Here is a 26,770-nt window from a genome sequence, read left to right on the forward strand (position 1 = left end):
GTTTACAGTTGGGATAACAATTCATTTTTTTTCTGTTCGTATTCCGCCTGGGTGATGAGCTGCTTTTCGAACAGGGATTTCAGTTTTTGCAGTTTGGACGTGAGTTCGTCAACCGCTTCGGATGCAGAAAAAGCGGTACCGGAGGCCTCCTCCATACCGGGGCGGGGTATTTCGCCGACCTCAGCTTCCTGTTGGTATGCTTCGAAGAAGCTGCTGGCCTGCTGGTACAGTTTACGGGCCTGGTTTTTGGGGATGTGGGTGATTTCCACCTGCTCGCCATTTTTCAGCGCGAGCACAAACCGGGCACCCAAAATGCCTTCCTTAAACGAAATGTCGCGGATGACGGTCCACGGAAAAATCTTAAAATCGGTAGCCAAACCCAGTTTGGTCGACTCACACAGCAAAATCCGTCGCGCCGTAAGCGCCACACTGTCCGGAAAAAGCGTTACTGCCGGCATCTTCTGCACGGCGACATAGGCCACGGTTTCATTGGGAACCAACATGTCCTGCAATTTAAGCAGGAGTTTTTCCACTACTTTTGGATCCTGTCCGTCGTTGATGTAATGATCGATATTCATGGGTTATTTTACCATGCTAAGGTAGCAAGTTTTATCCCAAACCCTGTACGCAAACCACAAATTCGCCCTTTAAGGGATTGGTTTCATAGTATGCCTTCAGCTCAAGCAGGGTACCGCGGACCGTTTCTTCATACACCTTGCTGATTTCCCGGGAGATAGCAGCCTGCCGGTTGCCGCCGAAGGTGTCTATGAATTCCCCGAGGGTTTTGAGCAAGCGGTGAGGTGATTCATAGAAAACCAGCGTACGGCTCTCATCTGCAAGTGCTTTCAGTCGCGTCTGCCGCCCTTTTTTTACCGGAAGAAATCCTTCAAAGCAAAAGCGGTCGGAGGGGAGGCCTGAACTCACCAACGCCGGCACAAAGGCTGTTGCACCCGGCAGGCAGTACACCGGGATGTTGTTTTTGATGGCTTCGCGTACCAGTAGAAAGCCCGGGTCGGAGATCGCCGGCGTCCCCGCGTCCGAGATCAGGGCCACGGTCTGCCCTTCATTCAGGAACCGGATGATTTCGGTTACTGCTTTATGTTCGTTATGCTGGTGGTGCGCAAACACCTTCCTATCGATACCGAAATGTTTCAGCAGGGGCGCGCTGGTACGGGTATCTTCAGCCAGAATAATATCCGCTTCCCGGAGCAGCCGAACGGCCCGGAACGTCATATCTTCCAGGTTGCCGATGGGGGTGGGGATGAGGTATAGCACGGATCTTCTCTCCGATAATGGCTCAAATATCATATCTCCTTCCTATCTTTGCCACAAAATAAACAAAACCGTCTTGATTTTCAAAAATCAGGACAGCTTCACAGCCGATAAAGAAGAAAATTAAGCAAACGAAAATATGCTGCAAGTTAATTATATCCGTGAGAACCGTGACCATGTGATTGAGCGATTGGCCCTGCGAAATTTCAAGCAGACTGCGCTGGTTGATGAAGTGGTTGCCCTGGACGAGCAACGACGCCAGATCCAGACAGAGTCGGATGCCCTGGCGGCATCAGCCAATGCGAGCGCGCGGCAAATTGGCGAACTGATGCGCCAGGGCAAGCGCGAGGAAGCCGAAACGATTAAGGCAGCATCGGGCGGGTATAAAGAACAGATTAAGCAGTTAACAGACCGACTGGGCGAATTGGAGCAGCAATTGCATGAAAAGCTGGTGCTGCTTCCGAATCTTCCCCATGTATCGGTACCGGCCGGGACGGGCGCGGAAGACAACGAAGTAGTGCTGGAACACGGCAATAAACCATCGTTGGCTGCGGATGCCCTGCCCCATTGGGAATTGACTGCAAAGTACGGAATCATTGATTTTGAACTCGGAACCAAAATAACCGGTGCCGGTTTTCCGGTATACAAAGGAAAAGGCGCGCGGCTGCAACGGGCCATGATCAACTTTTTCCTGGACAGGGCGCAGCAGGCCGGCTATCTCGAAGTACAGCCCCCGCTGCTGGTCAACGAAGCTTCCGGTTTCGGTACCGGCCAGCTTCCGGATAAAGAAGGGCAGATGTACCACGTGGGCGTAGATGATCTTTACCTGATCCCCACGGCAGAGGTACCCGTTACGAACCTTTATCGCGACGTCATTGTAAAAGAAGCCGACTTTCCGGTAAAATTAACCGCATATACGCCCTGTTTCCGCAGGGAGGCAGGCTCGTACGGCGCCCATGTGCGCGGACTGAACCGGCTGCATCAATTCGACAAGGTTGAAGTGGTTCAGCTGGTGCACCCCGAGCGGTCGTATGAAGTGCTTGAGGAGATGAGCAGTTATGTACAGTCGTTGCTTCAGGCGCTGGACCTCCCATACCGGGTATTGCGGCTCTGCGGCGGCGATATGGGATTTACATCGGCACTGACTTACGATATGGAGGTGTGGAGCGCCGCACAGCAGCGCTGGCTTGAGGTTTCATCAGTATCCAATTTCGAAAGCTACCAGAGTAACCGCTTAAAAGTGCGTTTCAAGGGAGAAAGCGGTAAAACCCAGTTGGTACATACGCTGAATGGAAGTGCATTGGCGCTGCCCCGTATCCTGGCCTCCATACTGGAAAACAACCAAACGGACCGGGGAATCCGGATTCCAGACGTGCTCGTCCCTTACACCGGGTTTGAGTGGATTGATTAACGGACAACCAGGCGCACCAGGTACTGGTCATTCCCGTCTTCAAACAATACCTGTACAGCCCAGCCGGCTTGTTGCGCTAACTGTGTAAGTGTATTTTGGTCGATGTACAGCCAGTTGAATGGCGCACCCCGGTTCCCCCTGTATTCATACTGATACCGGATCTGCCCGTAATACCCGCTTGGCCTGGTCACCGACCCGTCAGCGTACAAATACGCAATATCCGACGAATCGAACAGCAGCTGCCCACCGGCACGCAGCAGGGAACGGCAGTGGCGCAGCAGCACCTTCAGTTTTTCCAGATCGCCGCACAGGCCGATACCGTTCATCAGAAACAGCAGGGTGTCGTACTGACCGGTACGGTAGTTGAAAAAATCCGCTGTGCTGACCTGTTCCACACCGCGTTGTTTCATCACGGTTGCCGCCAGGGGAGAGATATCCAGCGCATGTACATCCATACCCCGTTGCTGAAGGTATAGGGCATGGCTGCCTGCGCCGGCACCCACATCAAGTGTTTTCCCGCTGCAGAAGGAAAGGGCTACGTGCTCCAGCTCGGGGAAATCACCGGGTCCGCGGAAAAACTCATCAACGGGCATTTCCTCTGTTTCACCATAGCTCGTATGCAGCAGCAGGGGGGACATAAATTGCCCACGCAGGTAATCCCGCAGCGCTGTTCCAAGGATGTCAGTTACCATCTATTCAGAAATCATTAGGATTTGCTTGGCCAGTTTCACCGTTTCGGTATCGCCCGTGTGTTTTCCCGGATCGTCGGACAGCTTGATCACCGGGTCCCATTGCGCCTCTTCAGGGAACGCTTCGGTCATTTTCAGCACAATATTGAGGGGGGGCAAGCCCACATCGTTTGTAAAGTTAGTGCCGATTCCGAATGAAAATCCGATTTTTCCGCGGCAGTACGCCGCAATCCGGGCCACTTTATCGTAATTGAGGCCATCGGAGAAAACGATGGTCTTGGATAGCGGGTCGATGCCTTTCTGTTCATAATGGCGGATGGTTTTGTCGGCAAAAAGCAGTGGGTCGCCGCTGTCGTGCCGTACCCCGTCGAAAAGTTTGGATAATTTCTTGTCGAACTGCGTAAAGAAGACATCAGTCGTATACGTATCCGACAGGGCAATTCCCAAGTCGCCGCGGTACACTTCGGCCCAGTGTTCAAGGCCGAGCAGGTTGGCCATTTTAAAACCATATTTAGCGGCGTGAAACATAAACCATTCATGGGCATGTGTGCCAATGGGTTTTGTCTGGTACCGCATGGCCAGGTGAACATTACTGGTGCCGATGAATGTGTTTTCTCCATATTGCCGGAGGGCCCGGACAACAAGCTGGTGTACGGCATAGGAATGCCGCCTCCGCGTGCCGAATTCAGCGATGGTTACCCCCAGGTTACGGTATTTTTCTATTTTTTCACGGGCCGTCAGCATCACGGTTTCATCGACATGACGCCGCTGTCCGGTCATTTGGTAATACAATTCGCAGATGAGCGACATGATAGGCACTTCCCAGAGGATGGCTCTATACCAGTAGCCTTCAACTGAAACCTGGAGTTCACTGCCCTGCTGCCGGATCAAAACCTCATCCGGATCGTATCGGTATCCCTGTAGGAAGTCGAAATACGTGGGATCGATATAGGGGCAGGTAGCGGCGAAATACGTTTTTTCCTGACGGGTTAGCTGCAGCTGAGCCAGTCCGTTTATGGCGTTGCGCAGTTCTTCGGCAAAGCCGTCGGGGAATTGATGTCCTCCCCGGTTGATGAACTGGTATCGCGCCCGCGCCTTGGGGAATCGTTTAACCACGGCATGCTGCATGGTAAACTTGTAAAAGTCGTTATCCAGTATGGAGCTGATCATGCTATCCGATCACATTTAACCATGCTTCGGCCATCAATTGGGCACCTGCCAGGGTGGTGTGCACCCCATCTGTCGTCCAATAACCGGGCGATACGCTGCGGGCCGCCTCATCGAATACACGTTGGTAGGGGATGAACGCCGCCTGATATTCATTCGCGATTTCCTGCGCGGTTTGCCGATATGCATCAAACGCCGGAAACCAGTCGTCGGTAACCGCTTTCACGTGGTTAACGGCAAAAGGTTCGCCGATGATCAGTTTGACATCCGGAAGTGCCGTCAGTGTGCGGTCGATCAGTTTCCGGTAATCGTCGCGGTATACGGCCAGTGTACCGGTATATCCGCCGGTGAGCGTATGCCAGTAGTCGTTGACGCCGATGAGCATACTCAAGACATCCGGTTTAAGTTGAATACAGTCGCTTTCCCAGCGTTCTGCCAGTTGATGAACCTTGTTGCCGCTGATACCGCGGTTGAATACCTTTACGCTATCGGTATGCTCACGGAGCAGCCGGGCCGCGGAAAGAAACGCATACCCAGTTCCCAATGCGCGGCTGTTGTTCGGGGCCTGTTCGTCGCGATTCCTTCCGGCGTCCGTAATGGAATCCCCCTGGAAAAGCACAACATCATCCGGTGCTATTTTTACGGCGGGAGCGCGATGCGGTTTGCCGATTGCGGCCGACACCAGGTCCGGGATACTGATGGCAGCCGCTGCGCCTGCCAGGGAACGGCCAATAAACGTTCTTCTGCTCTTATTCATCAGGTGGTTATTTAATAGGTGTTTTCAAAAATAGCATATTTATGGCTGCCTGCAATAGGTACATAAAAAAAGGAGGCCGGAGCCTCCTATGTGTTATTTGTGTTTATTGTTATTGACAATTGATTACCTGCCCCCCCGGGAAGATGAGCGGCCGCTTCGTTCCGATCCGCGGTTATTGCTGTGCGAGACATTGCCTCTGCTTTCCGAAGAGCGGCCGGAAGATACCGCTGGCCGCGACTGTGAACGCGCTGCCGACCGTACCCGACTGGCCTCATGGCTCCGGGATTGGGTCCGTGAGGATGCACGTACCGAATTACGTTCCGGTGCGGTGCGCGATTGGCTGCGCTGCATTTGCTGGCTCCGCGGCTGAGTGGACCGTTCCGTACTGTTCGTACGTGCCGGACGGGCACTTCGTGTTCCGGATTCCCTGCCGGTCGTTCCCGAGGGCCTTACGGCGCGTTCCGATCCGCGGTTTTCCATGCGTGGCGTTACGGCATCGTTGCTGCGGCTACGGCTGCGGGGTGCAGTAGCTGTATTTTCACGTGTGGCCGGACGTGCCGAGCGGGTAGTAGTGCCGCGGTCGGCTGCTGCCCGGGTGGCCGCGCTGCGCGAATTCGTGTTCGCCCGTGCTTCGCTCGCGCGGGAAACCCGTGCCGGACGTGCCGACGTGCGGCTGTTCCGATCGACATCCGGGCGGTAAAGATTTACAGACCGGCTATCCACACGAGCCCTTCCGGGCCGATTGACCGATTGCACGTCCCTGACCGAAATCCGGCTGCGGGTTGCGCGCTCGATTTCATGCCGTCCAGGGCCGCTGACATACGTACGGTTGTTGTATACATATGTATTGTTGATGATAGTTGTGTGATTATAAACCGTTAACCGATTCCTGCGTGGGACATAATAATTGTAAATCCGCGGGCTGGCAATATAACGCTGGGGGACAAATACCCAATAATGATTGGGCATGCCGACATTCACGCTGATGCTCATCTGCGGTCCCAGCGGGGCCCATCCGTAATATCCGCCGCCACTGCGCCAGCTCACCCAGGCTGGTCCCCATTCATATCCGGGAACCCAGCCCCAGCCGTAATAATCTGTATATACCCAACGGCCGTAATGGAAGGGTGCCCAACCCCAGTCGTAGTCGGAAACCCAGGTATTTCCATAATTGGTCATAACCCAGTGTCCGTTTGTTGCATAAGGCTGAAAACCGCCTCCCGCATCCGGAAGCCAGACATAACCGTAATCGGGGTCGTCAATCCATTCGCCGTATGGCGCCAATTCATCGTAAAATAACTGAAATGAAACGCTTACACCGGGTTGCGCATTTGCCGTCTTAATTGTGGTAAATGTCAGGAAAGCGATTGCCGTAAATAATAAGCGTCCGGTTGCTTTTAACGTTTTCATAACACTTCGATTTTCGTGTAACATCCTGTTAATTCTCATAGGTATGACCTATTCTGTCGGCCATGGTTTAATCCACCCCTTATTTATATATCCGCGTTTCCCCTTTGGTTCTAGTCTTTTCATCCGCAAATACCTTTAATTTCCTTTGGTGCTCCTAAATTAAACAGAAAGTCCTATTTTTGTCGCGCAGGTAATTTCCTTTGGCAGCGGCCATTGATTTTGTGTAATTAAAACCCACGAATATTGAAGAAAGTTAGCCGTATACTGATCGAATTGGCCCAGATCCATCGGTTTGTTATGCAATTTTTCCGTGAGTTGGTACTGCCGCCCTACGAGGTGAAGGAAATTATCCGGCAGTGCTACGAAGTCGGATGGAAATCCCTGCCCTTGATCTCGCTGACTGGTTTTATTACGGGACTTGTGTTTACCAACCAGTCCCGCCCTTCCCTGGCAGAATTCGGTGCCACATCGTGGCTTCCTGCGCTGATTTCCATCGCCATTATCCGGGCCCTGGCCCCGCTGGTAACCGCCTTGATCGCTTCAGGGAAAGTGGGCTCGCAGATTGGCGCGGAACTCGGTTCAATGAAAGTAACCGAGCAGATAGATGCCATGGAAGTATCCGGCACGAACCCATTTAAATTTTTGGTAGTCAGCCGGGTGCTGGCTACTACGATTACGATCCCCATTCTTTCCTGCTATACCGCCTGTGTGGGGCTGCTGGGTGCTTTTCTCAGTGTGAACCAGTTTGAGGATACCAGTTTTACGGTATACGTGAACCAAGTATTTGAAGCGGTCAGCTACCTGGATATTTTTTCATTGGTACTTAAGGCAGTTGTCTTTGGATTCACCATTGGCATTGTGGGGTGTTATCAGGGTTATAACTCTTCCAAAGGTACCGAAGGGGTAGGTAAGGCCGCCAACTGGGCGGTGGTCATGTCAATGTTTCTTATTTTTGTTGAGGAAATTTTGATCGTACAAATCATTCAGGCCATGCGGGCGTAACCATGATCAAGGCACACGGACATATCGACTACGAAACAAGCGTGATTGACGTCAGGAACGTCAGCAAATCGTTTGGTAAGCTGGACGTCCTGCGTGGGGTCGACCTGCAGTTGTTCAAAGGCGAAAACCTGGTGGTACTTGGCCGGTCAGGAACAGGGAAGTCGGTATTAATTAAATTGATATCCGGTCTGCTCCGTCCGGATACCGGTACCATTGAAGTGCTTGGCGAACAGGTAAATGAACTGGATGAAAAGGCACTGCAACTGCTTCGGCTGAAAATCGGTTTCTCCTTTCAGAACAGTGCCCTGTACGACAGCATGACCGTCCGGGAAAACCTGGAGTTTCCCCTGGTGCGCAACAAACGGCACCTTACCCGTGGTGAAATTAACCACGAGGTGGAGGACGTGCTTGACTCCGTGGGGCTGTTACCTGCAATTAATCAGATGCCCTCGGAATTGTCCGGCGGACAACGCAAACGGATCGGCATTGCCCGTACCCTGATTTTAAGACCGGAGATCATGCTGTATGACGAGCCAACGGCCGGTCTCGACCCCATTACGTGTATTGAAATCAACGGCCTGATTAATGAAGTGCAGGAAAAATATAAAACATCGTCCATCATCATCACACACGATCTGGCCTGTGCCAAATCGGTGGGCGACCGCATTGTTATGCTGCTTGATGGCCGGTTTGAACGCGAAGGCAGTTTCGATGCCATATTTGACACAGACGACGAACGGGTAAAACCGTTTTACGACTATAATTTTATTAAATAGCTGCGTGGGGCGATCCGTGCCACCGGTAAACCGGACGCGACGCTCCATGAACGAACGACATTTACGATAGCTTATGAATGCTGCAGAAAATAAACGAACCATCATTGTAGGGATTTTCGTATTGGTAGGAATTATAATCTTGGTAGCGGGAATACTGGTGCTGGGTGGACAGCAGAACCGGTTTTCAAGCACGGTAAAGGTATCCACCGTATTTAATGATGTAAGCGGACTGAAATCAGGTAATAACGTTTGGTTTTCAGGTGTGAAAATAGGGACAATCAAGGCGATTAATTTCAAGAATCTGCAGGAAGTGGAGATTGAGATGGTCATCGAAGAGAAATCCCGGCAATTTGTCCGAAAGGATGCCGTTGCGAAGATCGGCTCGGAGGGGTTCATCGGAAATAAGCTGATCGTGATTGAAGGCGGCAGCAACAACGTGCCCGCCATTGAAGACGGTGATGTACTGCAGTCGGCTGTTGACGGGGGGATGGATGCCATGTTGAAAACCCTTCAGGTAAACAACGAAAATCTGGTGGAGGTTACCCGGAATTTTGGCGATCTGAGTGCCCGGATTGCCCGGGGCGAAGGAACGGTGGGGGCCGTACTCACGGATTCGCTGATGGCCGTACATGTGAAACAGATGATCGCAAACCTGAACCAGACGTCGGCCAATACGGCAAAAGCCTCGCAGGCACTGGCCCAGCTGACCACCAAACTAAGTGCGGAAGGTACCCTGATTAATGATTTGCTGACCGATACCGTAATTTACGGTAATTTGCAGGAAGCGGTTGCCCAACTGCAGGGCATTACGCAGACGGCCTCCGCGCTGGTGACCAACCTGAATCAGACAACAGAAAAACTGGATGACCGGGATAATGCCGTCGGGGTGCTGCTGAACGATCCCGAAATGGCGGAAAGCATCCGGCAGACGATGCAGCACCTGGAGCAAAGCAGTGAAAAACTCGACCAGAATATGGAAGCCCTGCAACATAATTTCCTGTTCCGCGGATTTTTCCGCAAACAGCAACGGGCGGCTGAAAAGGCGGCGAAGGCCGGTGAATCCCAGCAGTAGTTAGTTGGCCAGCGGTAATTAGTGGGTGGTGTATACGGGGGATACCTCGGCTGCTTCCACATCGCCCCCGTCTGTGATATGCGATAACCGGACCGGAACGATCTCATTTACCAGTAGCGGATCATAAGGTGTACGTACTTTCACATAGTTGCGACTGAACCCATGCATGTAGCCATCCTTGACATCGCCTTCAAACAGTACGTGCTGGGTACGCTCCAGCTGTGTCTGATAAAATGCGCGCCGTTTCTTTTCGGATAATATATGCAGCATTTTGCTGCGTTCACCACGCTGTGCACCGGGTACTGCACCCTCCATCTGCGCAGCAATGGTATTCTCCCGCTCAGAATAAGTGAACACATGCAGGTATGAAATGTCCAGTCCGTTGAGGAAATGATACGTTTCCAGAAAGTCTTCCCGGCTTTCGCCGGGAAACCCGACGATCACATCAACGCCGATGCAGCAATCGGGCATCAACGCTTTGATCCGGGCCACACGTTCGGCATACAATTCCCGTTGGTAACGCCTGCGCATCAGCCGGAGTACCTTGTCGGAACCCGACTGCAGCGGCATGTGGAAATGGGGCACGAAGCGGTTGGACTGCGCAACGAAATCAATAATATCATTGCTGAGCAGATTGGGTTCAATGGAAGAGATGCGGAAGCGGTCGATTCCTGTTACCCCGTCAAGTGCCTTTACCAGATCAAGGAAACGGTCTTCCCGTTTGCCATTCCGGATACCGAAATCACCAATGTTCACACCCGTAAGCACAATCTCCTTTACACCGGAGGCTGCAATTTTTTCGGCCTGGTCAACCAGGTCGGCGATGGTGCCGCTCCGGCTGATGCCCCGCGCCATCGGAATTGTACAGAAGGTGCAGGAATAGTCGCATCCGTCCTGTACCTTAAGGAAGGTGCGGGTGCGGTCGCCAATGGAAAAAGCCGGTATAAACTGGTTGGTCTCGTCAATGGGTGCATGCCGGATGAGTGCCTTTGGCTGCTTGGTGAGGTCGTTGATGTGCTCAATGATGTTGAATTTTTCCGCGGCACCCAATACCATATCCACGCCCGGTATCTCGGCAATTTCCCGGGGTTTCAGCTGGGCGTAGCATCCGACAATGGCCACATAGGCATCCGGCGAATACTTCAGGGCTTCGCGGACTACCTTCCGGCATTTCTTGTCGGCATTGTCTGTTACCGAGCAGGTATTGATCACATAGACGTCTGCCCGGCTGTTAAACGGTGCCGGTTCGTATCCCGCGTCCTGGAAAATACGGCCAATAGCTGAGGTTTCCGAAAAATTCAGCTTACAACCTAACGTATAAAAGGCTACTCTTTTACTCATTTGAGGGAGCAAAAATACACAAAAACAACTAAAATTCGCTATCTTTACGTCCGGAAATGGAAAGGCAACCATGAAGCAGTACCTCGATCTAATGCGCCATGTATATGAAAATGGCGTGGAAAAGCACGACCGCACGGGCACAGGCACGCGTAGCGTTTTCGGCTACCAGATGCGTTTTAACTTACAGGAGGGCTTTCCGCTGGTTACGACGAAGAAGCTGCACCTGCGTTCGATCATCCATGAGCTGATCTGGTTTCTCAAGGGAGAAACAAATATCCGCTACCTGAAAGACAACGGGGTAAGCATCTGGGATGAATGGGCGGACGAAGCGGGCGAGCTGGGACCGGTATATGGGTCGCAGTGGCGTTCATGGCCCACTCCCGACGGCAGGCACATTGATCAGATCGCACAGGTCATTCAACAGCTGAAGACCAATCCCGATTCGCGACGTATTATCGTGTCTGCCTGGAATGTTGCCGAAATCGAACACATGGCCCTTCCGCCATGCCATGCTTTTTTCCAGTTTTATGTGGCCCCCGCCGAGCCCGCTAAAGGATATCACCGGCCGCGGCTTTCGTGCCAGCTCTATCAGCGGAGCGCCGATATTTTCCTGGGCGTACCGTTTAATATTGCTTCCTACGCGCTGCTTACGTTAATGGTAGCCCAGGTGTGCGATATGGATGCAGCGGACTTTGTCCATACGCTGGGTGATGCCCACCTGTACAGCAACCATTTTGACCAGGCGGCTTTGCAGCTGAGCCGGACACCGAAGCCATTGCCCACCATGGAGCTCAATCCGGAGGTGAAAGATCTTTCCGGCTTCACCTTCGAAGATTTCAGGTTGGCCGATTACGAACCGTATCCGCACATCAAAGCACCGGTAGCGGTTTAATGATGATGGAAAAGCAAGTGATCTCCATTATTGTTGCCGCTGCTGAAAATAATGCAATAGGCAAAGGCAACCAGCTGCTTTGGCACCTGCCCAACGACTTTAAGTTCTTCAAGCAAAAGACACTTGAAAAAAGCCTGATCATGGGACGGAAGACATTCGAATCGCTGAACGGCGCGCTGCCCAGACGGCGGAATATCGTCATCACCCGCCAGCGCGATTATCACCCGGCCGATGCCGAGGTGGTTCATTCGCTTGCCGATGCCCTTGCGCGCTGTAAGTCCGATGCCGAGGTGTTTATCGGCGGCGGAGCAGAAATTTACCGGCAGGCCCTGCCGGTAGTCAACCGGATTTACCTGACACGCGTGCACACGCATGTGGACGGCGACAGCTACTTCGTGGATATCAATCCGGCGGAATGGGAGCTGGTCAGCGCCATACATCATGATGCGGATGATCGGCATGCTTTCGCATACACATTCATGCAATATGAGCGCAGGGAAAATAGCACCGAATGATGTATTTTTACATCGATGATACACAAAACATCAACAACAGAGCGGCAACCGCTGAAGGAAGGACTCCTCTTTGCCCTAAAGGTAGTCCTTTGGCTGGCCATTGGCTATTCGTTTGCGGAGACCTCGGCTTTTTACCGCAATAATCCGATTTTTGCTCAGCTGGCCTACGGTATCAATGTTTTTTTAACGGGAAGCATCCTGATCTCCATTGCCCGGATCAGCCTGATTTCATTGTATAAGCGCCGGAATAAAAAGCACAACCGCGTCCGGGGCAATTACGTGCTGGGGATCAACCAGTTTGCAACGATATTGAATGTGCTGTTCGGGGTGATCGGACTCATGCTGATATTCGGCATCAACCCGAAGGATTTTTTGACAAGCATTACGATCGTGGCCATGGCCATAGCCCTGCTATTCCGCGATTACATTACCAATATGATCAGTGGGCTTTTCCTGATGTTTTCTGATCAGTTTACCATTGGGGACACCATCCGTATGGGCGAACACCAGGGGAAAATCGTAGACATTACACTCGCCAATATCGTAGTAAGGAATGAGGATGACGATATCGTCCTGATACCCAATAATTCGGCATTTACGACCAACATTATTAACCAATCCCTGCAGAACTCCACCAAGCTGACCATGGATTTCGAATTACCGCTCGCCCACGCAGGTAGCCATACCGACCTCGAAAAACACCTCGTTACGGTCATTCAGCGCCATCAGGAGATCATTGTGGAGGGCAGCTTTCAACTGAAGGTGGTTGGTGTAAACAAAGACGCCGTTCATTATAAGTTACAGATTATTACCCATTCCAAGGATGCCATCCGCAGGAGGCAGATCCGGAATGATATTTTTCGGGAAGTCATCCGGTACGATGCCGAACAGCGCCCGGAACATTAGCCTTTCCGGATCTTGACACTCTTCACGAAATGATGGCTGCCCTTTTCCAGGATCAGGTCTGCGCGCAGGCGCGTAGGCAGGATGTTTTTGATTAGATTCGGCTTATTGATCTCCTCCCAGATGGTTGTTGCCATTTCCACACTTTGCGCTTCACTGAGGTCAGCGTAGCGGTGGAAATAGGAATCCGGCTGCTGGAACGCGGTTTTGCGGAGCCATTGGAAACGCTGGATGTACCACTGAAGCAAATTCTTCGGATCGGCATCCACATATATGGAGTAGTCGAAGAAATCCGATACGAATACTTTCGGTCCACGCCGGGCCTGCACATTCACCTGTAATACATTAATGCCTTCCACAATCAGGATGTCCGGTTGGGTCACCTGCTGCAGCTCGTTCGGGATAATGTCATAAACCAGGTGTGAGTATACCGGGGAAAAAACCACCTCTTTTCCGGATTTGATATCGGATAGGAAGCCAAGCAGCCGCTTGGTATCGTAGCTCTCCGGGAACCCTTTCCGGTTGAGTATTCCCCGCGCTTCGAGGTATTCGTTTGGATATAGAAAACCGTCTGTAGTAACCAGGTCCACTTTCGGATTGTCCGGGCCGAGCGACAGTACCTTTTGCAGCACCCGCGCTGTGGTACTTTTGCCAGCCGCCACACTGCCGGCAATGCCAATGATGAAAGGGAGACGCTTCGCCTGGTTGTTGAAAAACGCGTTGGCGTTTTGATGGAGCCTGCGGTAACAATCCACGTGGATGCGCAGCAGGTGGCTCAGCGGAAAATAGATTTCCTCGATTTCGCGCATGGTCAATGGCTCGTTCAGCGCATTCAGCTGGTGGATGTCCTCATCGGCAATCGGATAGGAGAGGTGACCGTTGAGGTCTTTCCACATCGCCCGTGAAATATGCCGGAAAGGAGAATATGCAATCGAATCCGTTGTTTTAACCATGCCGCCTGGGGTTAATGGAGGTTGCAAACTTAGCTAAATTCACGTTTATATGCAATCTTACGTTAGGTTCGGATACGCCACGGTACGCCCGTTGAAGCGTACCATGGCTCGGAAGCTAGTTAGCCGGGGTGCATCAGAACATGCCCTGGAGAAAGAGTGCGCCGGCGGCCGGATTGGTGGCCAATGGCACATTATAGACGTCGCATACCCGCATCAGCATCTGAATGTCCGGTTCGTGCGCGTGCTTTCCCAACGGGTCGCGGAAAAAGATAATAGCGTCAATTTTGCCCTCGGCGGCCAGCGCGGCAATTTGGGCGTCACCGCCTTTCGGGCCGCTCAGCTTCAGTTCCACTTCCAGCCCCGTTTGCCGGATGTAGGAGCCGGTGGTTCCCGTAGCCACCAGCCGGGCCCTCCGCAGCTGTTCGATATGATCTTTTACAAATCCCACCATTTCAGGCTTCTTCCCGTCGTGGGCAATTAATGCGATGGTTTTATCTTCCATTGTATGCTGAATTATTTTAACTGTTTGATTGATTAAAAATAAGGCGGTTTAGTCTTTGGTTGATAAGAACCGCCACGGATTTCTGGGTGTTACTTTTTCCTTTTCACTGATCAGCCACGTGACCAGCTGGCTGATCAGTGCATCATTGTCACTGACCATCCGGTCGCCCAGCGCTACCAGCCGTTCAATGTTTTCCTGGCTGGCCGCGTCTAATGCTTCGTTGATGCTATGCAGGTTCCGGGGTTCAATCCGTACGTACTGGCCGCCTCTTTCAACGGATTTGTAAAGTTCCTGCAGGAAGAAGTCGCTGCTTTCGGCGGCTCCGCTCATCATGATATCGATTAATGCCGGACCGATGGTAATGGCGCGGCTCTTTTTGAAGTGTTCATAGTCGTATGCTTTTCGCGACCGGCCCGTGCCCAGCGACAGAATGGAAATGTCATTGATCTTTGTCTGGTTAAAGGCTTTGGTCACTTCCACCAATGCGCTCATTGACGGGTTGGGTGCGAAAACACCACCATCAAGCAGCGGATAGCGGGTGCCGGCCAGCGAATAAATTTCGGCAACACTGAAGTAAGTCGGTGCCGCGGAAGTCGCCCGGCATACATCCCGCAGCAGAAAGTCCCTTGTTTCGCCACGGGTAATCGCCGCCTGCTGCCGGAAAAAATGGGTTTTCCGCAATTCGATGTTATAAGCCGTAATAATGCAGGGCTTGAGCAGCTGGCTCAGTTTGGTTCCGCCAAAATAAACATCCAGAATGTGTTCCAGTGTCGCGCTCGGATACCGCTCGCTCAACAGGCCGAATTTGGCAATCAGCCGCCTGAAAAAACCCGCCTTGAAGATGCTGCTGCCGTGACTGATGTAGAGGTCGAGCGCTTCCTTGGCCGAAAATTTAGGCCGGTCGGGATGTTGCTCGTCCGGACAGAGCAACAGGCACGTCAGGATACCGCCGGTGCTCGTCCCCGCGAAAAAATCAAAATAATCAACGATCGCCGCCTCTTCATTTTTTGTCTCGCGTTTCAGCCGCCGTTCCAGTGCCACCAACAGCATACCCGGAATGATTCCGCGAATTCCACCGCCATCGATCGAAAGAATTTTTTTCATTCGAAAAATAATTATTGATCCACTGCTTGTTTTAGCGCGTCAATGAATGCTTCGCAATTTTTCTTAACGACCTCATGGAACCTGCATTTTCATTGCCTTTTACCCAAGGTGCCGGCATGGCGGGTTTCATCTATTGCGCTTTGCCGGTAAAATTATGATTTTTTCTGATTAAACACAGCCTTGCGTGCTTTGCTTATTTTGGGAATACCTGCCAACCAATGGGTATTTATTCCTATTTTTGTGGCAATTCATTTACTTTATAATTCTTCATCTTGGAAACACTGGAATTGACCACCGTAGATACCGCTAAGGAACTGGGCCTGTTGCCCGAAGAGTTTGATCGCATAAAGGAAATCCTGGGCCGGACGCCGAACTTTACCGAATTGTCCATCTTTTCGGTGATGTGGAGTGAACACTGTTCTTACAAAAACTCCATTGTGTGGCTGAAGAAGCTGCCGAAGGATGGTCCGCATATGCTGGCAAAAGCCGGGGAGGAAAACGCCGGACTGGTGGATATCGGAGATGGACTTGCCTGTGCCTTCAAGATTGAATCGCACAATCACCCTTCGGCACTGGAACCCTATCAGGGCGCGGCCACGGGAGTGGGAGGCATTAACCGCGATATCTTTACCATGGGTGCACGCCCGATTGCCCAGCTCAATTCGCTGCGGTTTGGCAACATCAACAATCCGCGCACGCAATGGCTGATCAGGGGAGTGGTAAAAGGCATCGGCGACTATGGCAATGCATTTGGGATTCCCACGGTGGGCGGAGAGGTCTTTTTTGACGACTGTTACCAGGTAAATCCCCTTGTAAATGCAATGTCGGCGGGTATTGTTAAGGCTGGGGATACCGTGTCCGCCACATCCTATGGGGTCGGCAATCCGGTATACATTGTAGGCTCAGCGACCGGGAAAGACGGCATCCACGGTGCTGCCTTTGCCTCCAAGGACATTACCGAAGATTCGGTGAACGACCTGCCGGCCGTACAGGTTGGCGATCCTTTTCAGGAGAAGCTGCTGCTGGAGGCAACGCTGGAGGTTATCCAGACCGGTGCCGTGATCGGCATGCAGGACATGGGAGCTGCAGGCATTATCTGCTCCAACTCCGAAATGTCTGCCAAAGGCGAACACGGTATGCGCATCAACCTGGATAAGGTGCCTACGCGCCAACCCCATATGAAGCCTTATGAAATCCTGTTGTCCGAATCACAGGAACGCATGCTTATCGTTGTGCAAAAAGGCCGGGAGGCTGATGTGGAGGCGGTGTTTGATAAATGGGACCTCAACTGTGCCATCATCGGTGAGGTAACCGATACCGGCCGGTTGGAGTATTACATGGACGGTGAGCTGGTGGCCGACGTGCCGGCAAATGACCTGGTACTCGGTGGAGGCGCACCGGTATATCACCGGGAATATAAAGAACCCGCGTATTTTGCGGAATACCAAAAGTTCCGCCTGGAAACCGTTGCTGAGCCTGCGGACCTGCGGGAAGTAGCGCAGCACCTGTTGTCGCACCCGAACATTGCATCCAAACGGTGGGTTACCAAGCAATACGATTCTATGGTTGGAACCGTCAATATGATTACAAACCGGCCAAGTGACGCCGCGGTGGTGGCCGTTAAAGGAACCAACAAGGCGATTGCGCTGACGGTCGACTGCAACGCCCGCTATGTACATGCCGACCCCAAGACGGGTTGTGCGATTGCCGTGGCGGAAGCGGCCCGTAACATCACCTGTGCGGGTGGAGAGCCATCGGCCATTACGAACTGCCTCAATTTCGGTAACCCGTACATTCCGGAAGTCTACTGGCAGTTTGTGAAAGCCATCGAGGGCATGAGTGAGGCCTGCCTGAAGTTTGAAACCCCGGTAACCGGTGGTAACGTCAGCTTTTACAACCAGTCGCCCGACGGAGGATCGGTATTCCCGACGCCTACCATCGGTATGCTGGGCGTACTGGACAATACCGAGCACCTGATGACGCTTGACTTTAAGGCCGAAGGTGACTTTATTTACCTGGTCGGCGAATCGCATAATGACATTGCCTCGTCACAGTACCTGGCTTCTTACCATGGGGTGAAAGCATCGCCAGCACCTTATTTCAACCTGGATGAGGAGTATGCCACGCACCAGGTCATCAAGCACCTGATCCGGGAGCGGCTGATTGCATCGGCCCACGACGTGGCCGATGGTGGCCTGTATATTGCATTGGCTGAATCGGCCATGGCGGGTAACCTGGGCTTTGCCATTGACGCCGACAGTGAAATCCGTAAAGACGCTTTCCTGTTCGGTGAAGCACAGGGACGGATTACCGTTTCGGTAAAACCGGCAGATCAGGAGGCTTTTGTTGAATTCATGGCCGCGAGCGGAGTGGAGTTTTCGTTGCTCGGTGCCGTTACGAAAAACGGCTTTGTTGTAGACGGTGAACTTTACGATACCGTTAGCCATGCGAAGGATGTCTATGATAACGTACTGCACGGCATATTAGGCGATTAATAATCAGCTGGCGGTCGTGGACCCTTAATATAAGCCCGGATAAGTTCGTTTATCCGGGCTTTCCCATTTCAGGTATTTCCCGCTGGAATACTGTCATATTGTCGTATTTATCCAGGATGGAACACATCTTGGTAGCAAACTGTTGAATTTTAACATAAGCATTCATCTATTTATATTATGCAAGAAAAAGGGAATATATCCATTCACACCGAGAACATCTTTCCGGTTATCAAGAAGTTTCTGTATTCAGACAATGAAATTTTTCTCCGTGAGCTGGTTTCCAACGCCGTTGACGCCACGCAGAAAATTAAGCGGCTTTCGTCATTGGGCCAGTATACCGGTGAGCTGGGCGATCAGACCATCGATGTCGCATTTGACGAAACGGCAAAAACCATTACCATTTCCGATAATGGTATTGGAATGACGGCTGAAGAAGTCAAGAAATACATCAATCAGATTGCCTTTTCAGGCGCTACCGAATTTGTGGAAAAATTCAAGGAAGCGAAGGACGCGAATGAAATCATCGGTCGATTCGGCCTGGGCTTCTATTCGGCCTTTATGGTTGCTGACCAGGTGGAGATCCAGACGCTATCCTATCAGGAGGGTGCCGAACCCGCAAAATGGGTATGCGATGGCAGCACATCGTACGAAATCTCGGAAGGTAGCCGCACCACGCGGGGAACGGATATTATCCTGCATGTTAATGCAGACGGCGAAGAATTTCTGAATAAAGGAAGGTTACAGGAGATTCTGGACAAATACGCCAAATTTTTACCCGTACCCATCCGGTTCGGCCAGCGGACGACCAGTGAGCCGGACGGTGAGGACGAGGAGGGGAAACCGAAATATAAATCCGTTGAGGTCGATAACATCATCAACAACACGGCACCTGCATGGACAAAAGCGCCTGCTGAACTGAAAGACGAGGACTACCTGGCCTTCTACCGCGAGCTATATCCTTATTCTTTCGATGAGCCGCTGTTCTGGATTCACCTCAATGTGGATTATCCGTTCAACCTGACGGGAATCCTGTATTTTCCGAAACTCAAGGAAAATTTTGAGATACAGAAAAACAAGATCAAACTGTATTCACGCCAGGTATTTATCACCGATGAGGTAAAAGACATTGTGCCCGAATTCCTGATGCTCCTGCACGGGGTGATTGACTCGCCGGATATTCCGCTGAATGTATCGCGGAGTTTCCTGCAGGCCGACAGCAATGTCAAAAAAATCAACACCTACATTACCAAAAAAGTGGCCGACAAACTTGCCGAGCTGTTTAAAAGCGATCGCAAAGGCTTTGAGGAAAAGTGGAAAGATATCGGCCTTTTCGTGAAGTACGGCATGCTGAGCGACGATAAATTTGCCGAAAAGGCTGCAGATTTCTGCCTGCTGAAAAATACGGAAGGTGAGGTATATACCCTAGCGGAATATGCGGCAAAGGTGAAGGATATCCAGCAGGATAAAGCGGGTAACGTGATTTACCTGTATACCAACGATGCCGCGCAGCAGGACAGTTACGTTACCACTGCCCGCGAACGCGGTTATGATGTACTGGTACTGGATTCGCCCATAGACAGCCACTTCATTGGCTACCTGGAACAAAAAACCGAAAAGACACAGCTGAAGCGCGTGGATGCGGATGTCATTGACAAGCTGATCGAGAAGGAGGAGAGCAAAAAACTCGAACTTACCGAAGAAGAAAGCAAGAAGGCTACTGAACTCTTTGAAAAAGCGATCAGTCGGGAAAACATGAAGGTCCATGTGGAGGCACTCAGCGAGAGCGAGCTCCCGGTTACGGTTACGATAGACGAGTTTATGCGGCGGATGAAAGACATGGCGCAGACGGGGGGTGGAATGAGTTTCTACGGATCCATGCCAGACAATTACAAAGTAACAGTGAACGGAAACCACCCGCTGATCAAGCGCATCGTCGCTGTCGACGACGAAGCCGAGCAGGCCCAGCTGGCCAAACAGGCATTTGATCTGGCACTGTTATCCAAGGGGTTACTTACGGGCAGCGACCTGACTAATTTCGTGAAACGAAGCGTCAGCCTGATCGGTTAATAACCGTTGGGCGGAGCCCAGTCATCAAGCGGACGGAGACGAATACATAAAAGAAGTTTTCCGTCCGCTTTTTTTTAAAACTATTGCTTGATTATGGTTTAATTATTACTTTTGCAGTCCAAACACGGTGGGTATAGCTCAGTTGGTTAGAGCACTAGATTGTGGTTCTAGGGGTCGTCGGTTCGAGCCCGATTATCCACCCCGGATTGGAAAGGCGCTTACGAAAGTAGGCGCCTTTTTTATTTGTTGATTATTAGGGATTTATCTTTCTTTCCTGTCCCATAACCCCGAACCGGAAATAAAAAAAGGCTGATACAGGCTTGCCCCGTATCAGCCCTTCAATAAAAAGGAGTTTACACTACTGAATAACAATGGGATTCCGGTCTTTTTGTATTCCGGGGTGTTTTCTAAGTCTGTTGACTGAGAAGCGCGCCGGGATAAAAGTCGACCTGCGTTTAGCAGCTAAGGTAGTGCTGGGAGCGGTAGGTTGTTCTTTCTGTACGTCCTGTACTAAAATTTCCTCGATCATGACTGATAAAATAAAGTGAATAATAGTATCTTATTGTGTATGCAAATGTACGCATTATTGCGTCTGGATTTGTCTACTTAGTGTCATTATTACACACTTAAAAATTTATTTATATATAGCTGAAATACAATTATTAATAGATGGTATTTAAATGATGATTGGATTAGTGTTTTTTAACCGATAAAATGGATATACGTTCGTCTTGGGGAAGCGTACGGTATACCCTAGCGGCCCATTGATTCGACGGCCGAGCCCTTTAGTTGCTCCAGTTTTTTTTCATCAGTAAGGTCGAGGCGGAGCGGTGTAATGGAAACGAAATCATGCTCCACGGCCCAGCGGTCGGTGTCCTGTTCGGCCGGTTCCAGCGGGCTGACCGTAAACCAGTAATGTTTCCGTCCCATGGGGTCCTGTCCCGGCAGAATCTTGCCGTCGTAAAAGCGGACCGATTGGCGTGTCCACCGCATTCCCTTTGGCTGGGGAGGGAAGTTTACATTATACAGTCCGATTTCATCCGGGTTCTCGAGCAACAGCCCGAGGGTTTCTTCAACGTATGGTGTCAGCAAATCAAAGTCGGGCTCAGTATTCCCAACAGGCGTGCTGAGTGCAATGCCTTTTTTGCCAAGTAATACCGCCTGTTTAGCGGCAGCCAGTGTGCCTGAATGCCACATGGAATTTCCGAGATTCGGCCCCATATTGATCCCGGATAATACCACCTGGATATTATTGCGCAGGTGTGTGCCCAGGGCCACGCAATCGGCCGGTGTGCCGTTTACCCGGTACGCTTCAATGCCTTCGTCGAATTCGATGGGGGATTTTTTATAGGATAGGGGGCGGGAGTGGGTTACCGCATGCCCCATGGAAGACTGTTCCACATCGGGCGCAACCACCACCACCTCTCCGAACCTGGCCGCAATACCGGCCAGTGCATTAATGCCCGGACTGTATATTCCGTCGTCATTGGTAACTAAAATCCGCATAAGCCTTGTTTCCGGTCGCCGGCTAAAATGCCAGCCGGCATATTGTAGTTAAAACAAGTGTCGGCGATTTTTTGTTTTTCCGATTACCGTATAGCAACAACAAGATGAGAAATGGCCTTCACGTTCACCTGCTGCACAACCCTAAGGCAGGCGATCAGGATCCCATAAAAGATGGGCTGATCAATACGATCGAATCGCATGGTTTTACCTGTCAATACGCTTCGATCAAAGACAAACGCTGGAAACGGTTCCGAAGTGACACAGGCCTCGTCGTGATTGCGGGCGGCGACGGGACAGTACGGGAGGTCATGAAAAAGCTATTGAAGCGCCGGGTGCTTGATCGTCGGCTTACGGTCGCTCTGCTACCAAGCGGAACCGCTAATAATTTCGCAAAGACACTGGGGATTTCGACAGCACTCGCCGACTTCGAACGTAGTCTGGCCGGTTGGAATACAAAAAAAATTGATGTCGGCGCCATTGAAAACCTGCGGGATGCACAATTTTTTATGGAGGGAATGGGCTGCGGCCTGATTCCCCGGCTGATCACGGAAATGAAAGCCCTGGATACGGCAAAAATCCGCACGGCAGAAGAGGAATTGCAGGTTGCATTGGGGAAATTGCTGGAAATATCGGAAGATTACCGTGCCAAACGGGCGACAGTTGCCATAGACGGCAGGGTATACGAAGACGATTACCTATTGGTCGAAATCCTGAATATCCGCTCGGTTGGTCCCAACCTGATCCTGGCGCCCGATGCAAGTCCGGCAGACGGTAAATTCGAAGTGGTGCTGTTAAAGGAGGCTGACCGGAGCGCATTTGCCGACACGGTCCGCCGTCTGAAGCGCGGGAGTCACCCCGGTACGGCGGTGCCCTGGAATACGGTAACGGCCATGCATGAGGTTACCATCCGCTGCGAAAACCGGCTGGTTCATGTGGATGATGAACTGATTACACATAAGAAAGGGAAAGTAATCCGCATAGAAATGCGGCGCGGTATCATTGATATGATCACCTAAATTGCGTAGTTCCGTTAATTCCACATCGGATTTTGCGGGAAATTGGCTACGTGGGCATACTTCGGCCCCAGGGATACGACGGCTTCCTTCCAGAGATTTTCGCCATCGTTTACAAAGGCGATGTCCGGATTATACTGATTACTCACTACCCAGGCGTTTTCCTGGAGTTCGCGATCCAGCTGGCCGGGGCTCCATCCGGAATACCCGATAAAGAACTTGATTTCTTCTTCTTTGATTTCCCCGCGCTGGATGAGTACTTTCAGGCTTTCAAAATTGCCGCCCCAGAAAATCCCGTTTCCGAGTCCGATGCCGCTGTTCAGACGATCATAACACGTGTGGATAAAATGGATGCTCTCCTGCGCGACCGGTCCGCCGAAGAACAACGGAAAGTCCGCGTCAGGCAAACTGTCCACCACATCCCGCAGTTGGATGGTGGCTGGCTGGTTGAGTACATAGCCAACCGTGCCCTCTTCGCCATCGTGCTCACATAGGAGTACGACCGCGCGCTGGAAATTGGGGTCGAGCATGAAAGGCTCTGAGATGAGCAGGCTCGCGGTTTCAGGTGCATTTTTGTTGAACATGGCCGTAACGATTTTGAATGATAACGTAAAAGTAAGCAAAATCGGTGTCTTTCCTGTTTTTTTTACGTTTGCTGTCCATCGGGCACGCATCGGCGCCTGTTCGACCCTTGTTCGGGATTCCTTTTACCCTGCTTCGGGGATCTTTCGAAGCCCTTCGGAGCGCAACGGATTGCACGCCGACCAGCCCCGAAGCGCGGCCGAAGCCGCCCCGAACAAGAGTCGAACAAGGGTCGAACAACAGTCGAAGCGTACTCGAAGCCGCCCCGAACAGTCCCCGAAGGACACTCGAAGCGCAGTCGAAAAACACAGCTGCACGCGCGGACGCGGCGGATTACCTGCCGTTCGTGCGTTGGGCAGCAGCAGCAGCAGTGTTGCCTGTAAGCGGATTAAGCCGCATCGTCAGCGTAAGCATGAAATACTGGGTGAGGCGGTTGGTGCTGATATCGGCGAAGCCGTTATCGGTAATATTCCGGCGGATGTTGTTGGCCTGATTAAACAGGTCAAACACTTCGAATTTCAAGGTCGCGCTGCGGTCGCTGAGAAACGCCTTTTCAATGGATGAATTGACCACCAGCGGATTCACATTCAGTGCATCTGAATAGCCGGTATTGAAATTTTTGATACCGTTGAACCGCCAGATCAGCGACCGGTTGTGAAGGAAGAATACGTTGCCGTCCACATCAATCGAATAGGTATGTATTTTGACATCGGTACTCGTCGGCAGCGTATAACCAACGGTGGAATACCGATAAGCAAACGTCGGTGTGAATTCGAGCCATGAACCCGGGTTGATCTGCAGGCCCACACCCTGCCAGATGCCCCATTCCTTTGCAATATTCCGGATATTGTCAGCAAAAGCCACATTCCGGTTATAGCCTGCATTACCGTTCAGGCGTATGGTATACTGGCGGTCGGCGAATGCCTGCTGCCAACTGTAAGTTCCGTTGTAAGCGTACGTGCCGTCTGTATTGAGATAATGGATTTCCCGCTTGAAACTGCCGTAAGCATCCGGTATCAGCAGCACGTTCGGAACGATCCGGTCGTTCGTGAGTGACCCCTGGAACCGCAGAAAGAAGGAACGGTGCTGTTGGGGGTTCGATGCGTTGTAGCTGGCGTTAACCGTGTGGCTGAACGAACTGTTCAGTTCGGGGTTACCTACAACCGGTCGCTGCGGATCGGATGCGTCGCGTACGGGTTGCAGCTGGAAGAATGTCGGTTCACCCGCCCGGCTGGTGTAGGTTACCTGGAGGTTTTTCGTGCGGGAATAGGTGTGTGTATAACGGAAAATAGGAGCCAGGAAGAAGTTGGTCCGGCTGATCGTGATTTCCGGGCCCGCGGAACTTCCCGATAGCTGAGCCGGATTAGCCGTAACCCCGAGGGAAAGTTCGTCGTCGGATGTTTTATAGGCGTAATTTAGGCCAAGCTGGTGCGACGTGAATGAATAGTTAAACGCATTGCTCAGCGAGTCTATCCGTTCGAATTCACCGGCCGCTCCGGCCCGGTTCGTAACCCGGTTATTGTCGTAGCGATTGTAGTTCATGTTATAGCTGAACTGCAGCCGGCTGGTTTGACTCATCGGCTCGCTGTAAATGAACCGGACTGCCGTTAACAACGTCATGTTGTCCAGTTTATTGATCCGATGATCCAGCGAGTCGCGCTCAAGCGTACCGGTAGCCGGATCGTAATACCGGATGCGGTTTGTATTGTCGTCTTCGTTGTTGACTCCGTTCGACCTCGCGCCGACGTTTAATGAATAGTCGCGTCCCGCTTTCCGGAACCGGTGTGTGTACAGGATATTGCCACCGATACTCGGGGTGTTGATGCGGTTCCTGCCATTGGTTACCTGGTCTTGCCGGATGACACCCGTCTGGAAGCTGGACCGGGCCAGGCTGTTGCCGCCCGACGTAAAGCCAACTGAGGGTGATATAATCAGCATGTCCTTTGGCCCGATCGTATAAACCAGCCGTGCGTTCATGTTATGTGAACGGCTGTCGGTGGTAATATTGGCATCCGAGCTGCCGGAGACCGTTCCCAGGGCAGTTGCATACTGATTGAGTACATTACTGATGGTGTTGTTTTCGCTGCTGTTAAAATAATACCCACCGGTTACGTTTAGCTTTGGCCCCCATTGGTTACTGTAGTTTAAACCAATCGAACTAAGCGTAGTGATACCGGCGTTGCCATCCGTCGCACCGCCGTCGCTGGCGCCGAAACTGCCGTTTCCACCGGATAAATTGACCCGCGTAACCGTGCTGGGACCGCCGCGCCCCCCGAACCCGCTTCCGCCGATCTGGGCACCGTTGTTGTTCAGATTGGCCGTAATGCCGATGTTCCGTTCACGGTTAATGCGGTTCCCGAATCCGGCTAGCTGATACCGCCTATCGGTACCCCCGCCAATCGTCGCGTTCGCGATAATGCCATCGGCTGCACGTGGTTTGGTGGTAATATTAATAACAGTTTCCGGCTCGCCGTCCTTGATGCCTGTAAAGTTTGCCTGGTCCCCGTAATCGTCCACCAGCTGGATTTTATCAATCACGTTGACCGGAAGGTTTTTCGTGGCTGTTTTCAGGTCGCCGCCAAAAAAATCCCGGCCATTTACCCTGACACGCGTGATGGATTTGCCTTGTGCGGTTACGTTACCATTCCGATCCACTTCCACACCATCCAGCCGCTTCAGGAGGTCTTCCGCAACGGCATTTTCCTTCAGCTTAAAGGCGGCTGCTGAATATTCAACTGTATCCTGCTTGATAACCACCGGCGGCGCCCCGTTAATCACCACTTGGTCCAGCACCACCATGCCTTCCTGCAGTATGATCGGCGCGCCCAGGACAATGTGCGTGGCTGCTTCGTCGTTAATCGAACGTATGCGTACTTCATTATATCCCAGACTGCGCACCGTGAGGGTAAATTGCGGGGGAATCCTTCCGTTAAAGACGAAACGGCCATTCTGATCCGTCCGGGTAAGCAGTGTATCGGCCGGGGTGGTCACCGGTGCCAGGGTTACGACTGCCCCAATGATACCTGAATTGGCTGTATCACGTACAAGCCCGGTCACCTCCCGTTGAATTTGTGCAGCTAACGGACTGGTGATGCATCCTGCGAAGAACAGTAAAAAAAGTTTTAACCTCATAATCCGTTTACCGTGGCCGGCCTGAATATTCGGCCAAAATAAGGTAAAATATCGAACATGAGCGATTTTGAAAACGACCTGGACAATAAAAAACGGAACCGGGGGGTGTTATGCTGTTTCACGGCCGCCCACCGGCGGAATCGCGTAGGTTTTCCATCATAAACTTTACGTAATCGCGGATACGATTGTGAATTATTTATGTAGATTTA

The 26,770-nt window shown here is 51.7% G+C and carries 23 protein-coding genes and 1 tRNA gene; 11 read left to right on the top strand and 13 right to left on the bottom strand.

Annotated elements, in window-relative coordinates:
- Window positions 1–2: 2 nt before the first annotated feature.
- Both ABWO75_RS06600 and rsmI read right to left on the bottom strand, forming a co-directional pair.
- Complete coding sequence (locus tag ABWO75_RS06600) at window positions 3–578, bottom strand: PH domain-containing protein (RefSeq protein ID WP_353183807.1); 576 nt, start codon at window positions 576–578, stop codon at window positions 3–5.
- A gap of 31 nt (window positions 579–609) precedes the next feature.
- Complete coding sequence (gene rsmI / locus ABWO75_RS06605) at window positions 610–1,308, bottom strand: 16S rRNA (cytidine(1402)-2'-O)-methyltransferase (RefSeq protein ID WP_353183809.1); 699 nt, start codon at window positions 1,306–1,308, stop codon at window positions 610–612.
- Window positions 1,309–1,411: 103 nt separating this feature from the next.
- Here rsmI and serS point away from each other — a divergent pair, with 103 nt between their 5' ends.
- Window positions 1,412–2,683, top strand: coding sequence for a serine--tRNA ligase (gene serS, locus ABWO75_RS06610; RefSeq protein WP_353183811.1), 1,272 nt, complete (start codon window positions 1,412–1,414; stop codon window positions 2,681–2,683).
- Here the strand turns inward: serS and ABWO75_RS06615 are convergent.
- The 4 genes from ABWO75_RS06615 to ABWO75_RS06630 all read right to left on the bottom strand — a co-directional run bounded on the left by ABWO75_RS06615 (window position 2,680) and on the right by ABWO75_RS06630 (window position 6,706).
- Window positions 2,680–3,375 carry a class I SAM-dependent methyltransferase gene (locus ABWO75_RS06615; protein ID WP_353183813.1) on the bottom strand — a complete coding sequence of 232 codons (696 nt, stop codon included), beginning with the start codon at window positions 3,373–3,375 and terminating at the stop codon, window positions 2,680–2,682. The two genes, serS and ABWO75_RS06615, sit on opposite strands and share 4 nt — an antisense overlap.
- Complete coding sequence (pncB, locus tag ABWO75_RS06620) at window positions 3,376–4,542, bottom strand: nicotinate phosphoribosyltransferase (protein WP_353183815.1); 1,167 nt, start codon at window positions 4,540–4,542, stop codon at window positions 3,376–3,378. It lies immediately after the preceding gene.
- Window position 4,543: 1 nt separating this feature from the next.
- Window positions 4,544–5,296 carry an SGNH/GDSL hydrolase family protein gene (locus ABWO75_RS06625; protein ID WP_353183817.1) on the bottom strand — a complete coding sequence of 251 codons (753 nt, stop codon included), beginning with the start codon at window positions 5,294–5,296 and terminating at the stop codon, window positions 4,544–4,546.
- A 123-nt stretch (window positions 5,297–5,419) separates the two neighbouring features.
- Entirely contained in the window at window positions 5,420–6,706 is a 1,287-nt protein-coding gene (locus ABWO75_RS06630; RefSeq protein ID WP_353183819.1) for a DUF6600 domain-containing protein, read from the bottom strand.
- A gap of 297 nt (window positions 6,707–7,003) precedes the next feature.
- On the opposite strand from ABWO75_RS06630, the gene ABWO75_RS06635 reads away from it, so the two are divergent.
- From ABWO75_RS06635 to ABWO75_RS06645, 3 genes are all read left to right on the top strand, one after another.
- Window positions 7,004–7,708 carry an MlaE family ABC transporter permease gene (locus ABWO75_RS06635; protein WP_353183851.1) on the top strand — a complete coding sequence of 235 codons (705 nt, stop codon included), beginning with the start codon at window positions 7,004–7,006 and terminating at the stop codon, window positions 7,706–7,708.
- 2 nt (window positions 7,709–7,710) lie between these two features.
- The gene (locus ABWO75_RS06640) at window positions 7,711–8,484 is read left to right on the top strand and encodes an ABC transporter ATP-binding protein (RefSeq protein ID WP_257656841.1); all 774 of its coding nucleotides are present in this window, start codon (window positions 7,711–7,713) and stop codon (window positions 8,482–8,484) included.
- A 73-nt stretch (window positions 8,485–8,557) separates the two neighbouring features.
- Complete coding sequence (locus ABWO75_RS06645) at window positions 8,558–9,556, top strand: MlaD family protein (RefSeq protein WP_353183822.1); 999 nt, start codon at window positions 8,558–8,560, stop codon at window positions 9,554–9,556.
- Between the two features lie 18 nt (window positions 9,557–9,574).
- Here ABWO75_RS06645 and mtaB read toward each other — a convergent pair whose 3' ends face one another.
- A complete protein-coding gene (mtaB, locus tag ABWO75_RS06650; RefSeq protein WP_353183824.1) occupies window positions 9,575–10,897 on the bottom strand; it encodes a tRNA (N(6)-L-threonylcarbamoyladenosine(37)-C(2))-methylthiotransferase MtaB in 1,323 nt (440 codons plus the stop codon).
- A 70-nt stretch (window positions 10,898–10,967) separates the two neighbouring features.
- On the opposite strand from mtaB, the gene ABWO75_RS06655 reads away from it, so the two are divergent.
- The 3 genes from ABWO75_RS06655 to ABWO75_RS06665 are packed head-to-tail and all read left to right on the top strand — an operon-like array spanning window position 10,968 to window position 13,210.
- Window positions 10,968–11,789, top strand: coding sequence for a thymidylate synthase (locus ABWO75_RS06655; protein ID WP_353183826.1), 822 nt, complete (start codon window positions 10,968–10,970; stop codon window positions 11,787–11,789).
- Window positions 11,789–12,304, top strand: a complete 516-nt coding sequence (locus ABWO75_RS06660; protein ID WP_353183828.1) for a dihydrofolate reductase — start codon at window positions 11,789–11,791, stop codon at window positions 12,302–12,304. The genes ABWO75_RS06655 and ABWO75_RS06660 overlap by 1 nt, the downstream gene beginning before the upstream one ends.
- A 15-nt stretch (window positions 12,305–12,319) precedes the next feature.
- Complete coding sequence (locus ABWO75_RS06665) at window positions 12,320–13,210, top strand: mechanosensitive ion channel family protein (protein ID WP_353183830.1); 891 nt, start codon at window positions 12,320–12,322, stop codon at window positions 13,208–13,210.
- On the opposite strand, the gene coaA is transcribed toward ABWO75_RS06665, so the two are convergent.
- The 3 genes from coaA to ABWO75_RS06680 form a co-directional block, all read right to left on the bottom strand.
- Complete coding sequence (gene coaA / locus ABWO75_RS06670; protein WP_353183832.1) at window positions 13,207–14,160, bottom strand: type I pantothenate kinase; 954 nt, start codon at window positions 14,158–14,160, stop codon at window positions 13,207–13,209. The genes ABWO75_RS06665 and coaA overlap by 4 nt on opposite strands.
- A 133-nt stretch (window positions 14,161–14,293) precedes the next feature.
- The gene (locus tag ABWO75_RS06675) at window positions 14,294–14,662 is read right to left on the bottom strand and encodes a methylglyoxal synthase (RefSeq protein WP_353183834.1); all 369 of its coding nucleotides are present in this window, start codon (window positions 14,660–14,662) and stop codon (window positions 14,294–14,296) included.
- A gap of 48 nt (window positions 14,663–14,710) precedes the next feature.
- Window positions 14,711–15,766 (bottom strand): patatin-like phospholipase family protein, encoded by a 1,056-nt coding sequence (locus tag ABWO75_RS06680; RefSeq protein WP_353183836.1) that lies wholly within the window; start codon window positions 15,764–15,766, stop codon window positions 14,711–14,713.
- A gap of 272 nt (window positions 15,767–16,038) precedes the next feature.
- Here ABWO75_RS06680 and purL point away from each other — a divergent pair, with 272 nt between their 5' ends.
- The 3 genes from purL to ABWO75_RS06695 all read left to right on the top strand — a co-directional run bounded on the left by purL (window position 16,039) and on the right by ABWO75_RS06695 (window position 20,529).
- Window positions 16,039–18,261 carry a phosphoribosylformylglycinamidine synthase subunit PurL gene (purL, locus tag ABWO75_RS06685; protein WP_353183838.1) on the top strand — a complete coding sequence of 741 codons (2,223 nt, stop codon included), beginning with the start codon at window positions 16,039–16,041 and terminating at the stop codon, window positions 18,259–18,261.
- Window positions 18,262–18,438: 177 nt separating this feature from the next.
- Window positions 18,439–20,328: a molecular chaperone HtpG gene (gene htpG / locus ABWO75_RS06690; RefSeq protein ID WP_353183840.1), complete on the top strand. Its 1,890-nt coding sequence runs from the start codon at window positions 18,439–18,441 to the stop codon at window positions 20,326–20,328.
- Between the two features lie 127 nt (window positions 20,329–20,455).
- Window positions 20,456–20,529 (top strand) — tRNA-His (locus tag ABWO75_RS06695).
- Window positions 20,530–21,081: 552 nt separating this feature from the next.
- Here the strand turns inward: ABWO75_RS06695 and surE are convergent.
- Window positions 21,082–21,834: a 5'/3'-nucleotidase SurE gene (gene surE / locus ABWO75_RS06700; protein WP_353183842.1), complete on the bottom strand. Its 753-nt coding sequence runs from the start codon at window positions 21,832–21,834 to the stop codon at window positions 21,082–21,084.
- A gap of 104 nt (window positions 21,835–21,938) precedes the next feature.
- Between surE and ABWO75_RS06705 the strand changes: the two genes are divergently transcribed.
- Window positions 21,939–22,850, top strand: a complete 912-nt coding sequence (locus ABWO75_RS06705) for a diacylglycerol/lipid kinase family protein (RefSeq protein WP_353183845.1) — start codon at window positions 21,939–21,941, stop codon at window positions 22,848–22,850.
- A gap of 14 nt (window positions 22,851–22,864) precedes the next feature.
- Here ABWO75_RS06705 and ABWO75_RS06710 read toward each other — a convergent pair whose 3' ends face one another.
- Both ABWO75_RS06710 and ABWO75_RS06715 read right to left on the bottom strand, forming a co-directional pair.
- Window positions 22,865–23,431, bottom strand: coding sequence for a YqgE/AlgH family protein (locus tag ABWO75_RS06710; RefSeq protein WP_353183847.1), 567 nt, complete (start codon window positions 23,429–23,431; stop codon window positions 22,865–22,867).
- Window positions 23,432–23,762: 331 nt separating this feature from the next.
- Window positions 23,763–26,561 (bottom strand): outer membrane beta-barrel protein, encoded by a 2,799-nt coding sequence (locus ABWO75_RS06715; protein WP_353183849.1) that lies wholly within the window; start codon window positions 26,559–26,561, stop codon window positions 23,763–23,765.
- Between the last annotated feature and the right edge of the window lie 209 nt (window positions 26,562–26,770).

The sequence above is a fragment of the Parapedobacter lycopersici genome (genome assembly GCF_040395035.1).
GTDB lineage: Bacteria > Bacteroidota > Bacteroidia > Sphingobacteriales > Sphingobacteriaceae > Parapedobacter > Parapedobacter lycopersici_A.

Excerpts from the sequence above, each read along its gene's own strand:
- ABWO75_RS06655 (WP_353183826.1), top strand. The coding sequence starts at position 10,968 with ATGAAGCAGTACCTCGATCTAATGCGCCATGTATATGAAAATGGCGTG.
- ABWO75_RS06660 (WP_353183828.1), top strand. The coding sequence starts at position 11,789 with ATGATGATGGAAAAGCAAGTGATCTCCATTATTGTTGCCGCTGCTGAA.
- ABWO75_RS06710 (WP_353183847.1), bottom strand. The coding sequence starts at position 23,431 with ATGTTCAACAAAAATGCACCTGAAACCGCGAGCCTGCTCATCTCAGAG.
- ABWO75_RS06625 (WP_353183817.1), bottom strand. The coding sequence starts at position 5,296 with ATGAATAAGAGCAGAAGAACGTTTATTGGCCGTTCCCTGGCAGGCGCA.
- ABWO75_RS06630 (WP_353183819.1), bottom strand. The coding sequence starts at position 6,706 with ATGAAAACGTTAAAAGCAACCGGACGCTTATTATTTACGGCAATCGCT.
- ABWO75_RS06640 (WP_257656841.1), top strand. The coding sequence starts at position 7,711 with ATGATCAAGGCACACGGACATATCGACTACGAAACAAGCGTGATTGAC.
- rsmI (WP_353183809.1), bottom strand. The coding sequence starts at position 1,308 with ATGATATTTGAGCCATTATCGGAGAGAAGATCCGTGCTATACCTCATC.
- ABWO75_RS06675 (WP_353183834.1), bottom strand. The coding sequence starts at position 14,662 with ATGGAAGATAAAACCATCGCATTAATTGCCCACGACGGGAAGAAGCCT.
- ABWO75_RS06645 (WP_353183822.1), top strand. The coding sequence starts at position 8,558 with ATGAATGCTGCAGAAAATAAACGAACCATCATTGTAGGGATTTTCGTA.
- ABWO75_RS06635 (WP_353183851.1), top strand. The coding sequence starts at position 7,004 with ATGCAATTTTTCCGTGAGTTGGTACTGCCGCCCTACGAGGTGAAGGAA.
- ABWO75_RS06665 (WP_353183830.1), top strand. The coding sequence starts at position 12,320 with ATGATACACAAAACATCAACAACAGAGCGGCAACCGCTGAAGGAAGGA.
- coaA (WP_353183832.1), bottom strand. The coding sequence starts at position 14,160 with ATGGTTAAAACAACGGATTCGATTGCATATTCTCCTTTCCGGCATATT.
- pncB (WP_353183815.1), bottom strand. The coding sequence starts at position 4,542 with ATGATCAGCTCCATACTGGATAACGACTTTTACAAGTTTACCATGCAG.
- mtaB (WP_353183824.1), bottom strand. The coding sequence starts at position 10,897 with ATGAGTAAAAGAGTAGCCTTTTATACGTTAGGTTGTAAGCTGAATTTT.
- ABWO75_RS06715 (WP_353183849.1), bottom strand. The coding sequence starts at position 26,561 with ATGAGGTTAAAACTTTTTTTACTGTTCTTCGCAGGATGCATCACCAGT.
- htpG (WP_353183840.1), top strand. The coding sequence starts at position 18,439 with ATGCAAGAAAAAGGGAATATATCCATTCACACCGAGAACATCTTTCCG.
- ABWO75_RS06705 (WP_353183845.1), top strand. The coding sequence starts at position 21,939 with ATGAGAAATGGCCTTCACGTTCACCTGCTGCACAACCCTAAGGCAGGC.
- ABWO75_RS06680 (WP_353183836.1), bottom strand. The coding sequence starts at position 15,766 with ATGAAAAAAATTCTTTCGATCGATGGCGGTGGAATTCGCGGAATCATT.
- serS (WP_353183811.1), top strand. The coding sequence starts at position 1,412 with ATGCTGCAAGTTAATTATATCCGTGAGAACCGTGACCATGTGATTGAG.
- surE (WP_353183842.1), bottom strand. The coding sequence starts at position 21,834 with ATGCGGATTTTAGTTACCAATGACGACGGAATATACAGTCCGGGCATT.
- ABWO75_RS06600 (WP_353183807.1), bottom strand. The coding sequence starts at position 578 with ATGAATATCGATCATTACATCAACGACGGACAGGATCCAAAAGTAGTG.
- ABWO75_RS06615 (WP_353183813.1), bottom strand. The coding sequence starts at position 3,375 with ATGGTAACTGACATCCTTGGAACAGCGCTGCGGGATTACCTGCGTGGG.